This is a genomic window from Gilvimarinus gilvus (genome assembly GCF_030518155.1).
Lineage (GTDB): Bacteria > Pseudomonadota > Gammaproteobacteria > Pseudomonadales > Cellvibrionaceae > Gilvimarinus > Gilvimarinus gilvus.
Map to the genome: position 1 here is coordinate 1 of NZ_JAULRU010000600.1, position 377 is coordinate 377.

Genomic DNA, 377 nt, shown 5'->3' on the forward strand with positions numbered 1-377 from the left:
GTATTGTGGTGTTCCAGGAGTTCGACCAGCTGCCACCGTGGAAAACGGTCAAGCAGAATGTCATGTTCCCGCTACTGGTGTCGGGCCAGCTAACACGTGCCGAGGCCCAGGAGCGAGCGCTGCATTACCTGGACAAGGTCGGCCTGGCGGCTTTCGCCGATGCCTACCCACACACTTTGTCGGGCGGCATGAAAGCTCGCGTAGCGATTGCTCGCGCCTTGGCCACGCAGCCGAAGATCCTGCTGATGGACGAGCCGTTTGCTGCTCTGGACGCCCTGACCCGGCGAAAGATGCAGGAAGAATTGCTGTCGTTATGGGAGGAAGTCCGCTTCACCTTGCTGTTCGTGACCCACTCCATCGAAGAAGCACTGGTGGTC

General features: G+C 59.7%; 1 protein-coding gene. It reads left to right on the forward strand.

What is annotated here, in order from left to right:
• The coding region (locus QWI17_RS14890) for an ABC transporter ATP-binding protein (protein ID WP_302723319.1) at positions 1-377 on the forward strand (377 nt) is incomplete at both ends.